The following is a 261-nucleotide window of genomic DNA, read 5'->3' on the forward strand; positions in this document are numbered from 1 at the left end:
AGAAGGTACTGAAGGGAGCGGCGAGGAAGGCGGAGACTCCTGGCCGGAGGAAGGCGGTGCGGGATTGTCGGCGCTACATAGATCAGAACTGGGAGGGGATAATGGCATACTGGCTTTACCCGGAGGCACAGTTAGGGGTGAGTGCGGAGGGACACGTAAGTCACATTTTGGCAGCGCGGTTATCGTCACGGCCGATGGCATGGAGTGCTCGTGGGGTAGACCGGATGGCCCGGTTGCGGGTAGCGAAGGCAAACGGTGTTT

General features: G+C 60.2%; 1 protein-coding gene. It reads left to right on the forward strand.

The genetic code is table 11. From position 1 onward, the window contains the following. Positions 1 to 261 (forward strand): UPF0236 family transposase-like protein (locus tag DXX99_RS11180; protein ID WP_205664721.1); only part of this gene is annotated, 261 nt, incomplete at both ends.

Source organism: Ammonifex thiophilus (assembly GCF_003368535.1).
GTDB classification, from domain to species: domain Bacteria; phylum Bacillota; class Desulfotomaculia; order Desulfotomaculales; family Ammonificaceae; genus Ammonifex; species Ammonifex thiophilus.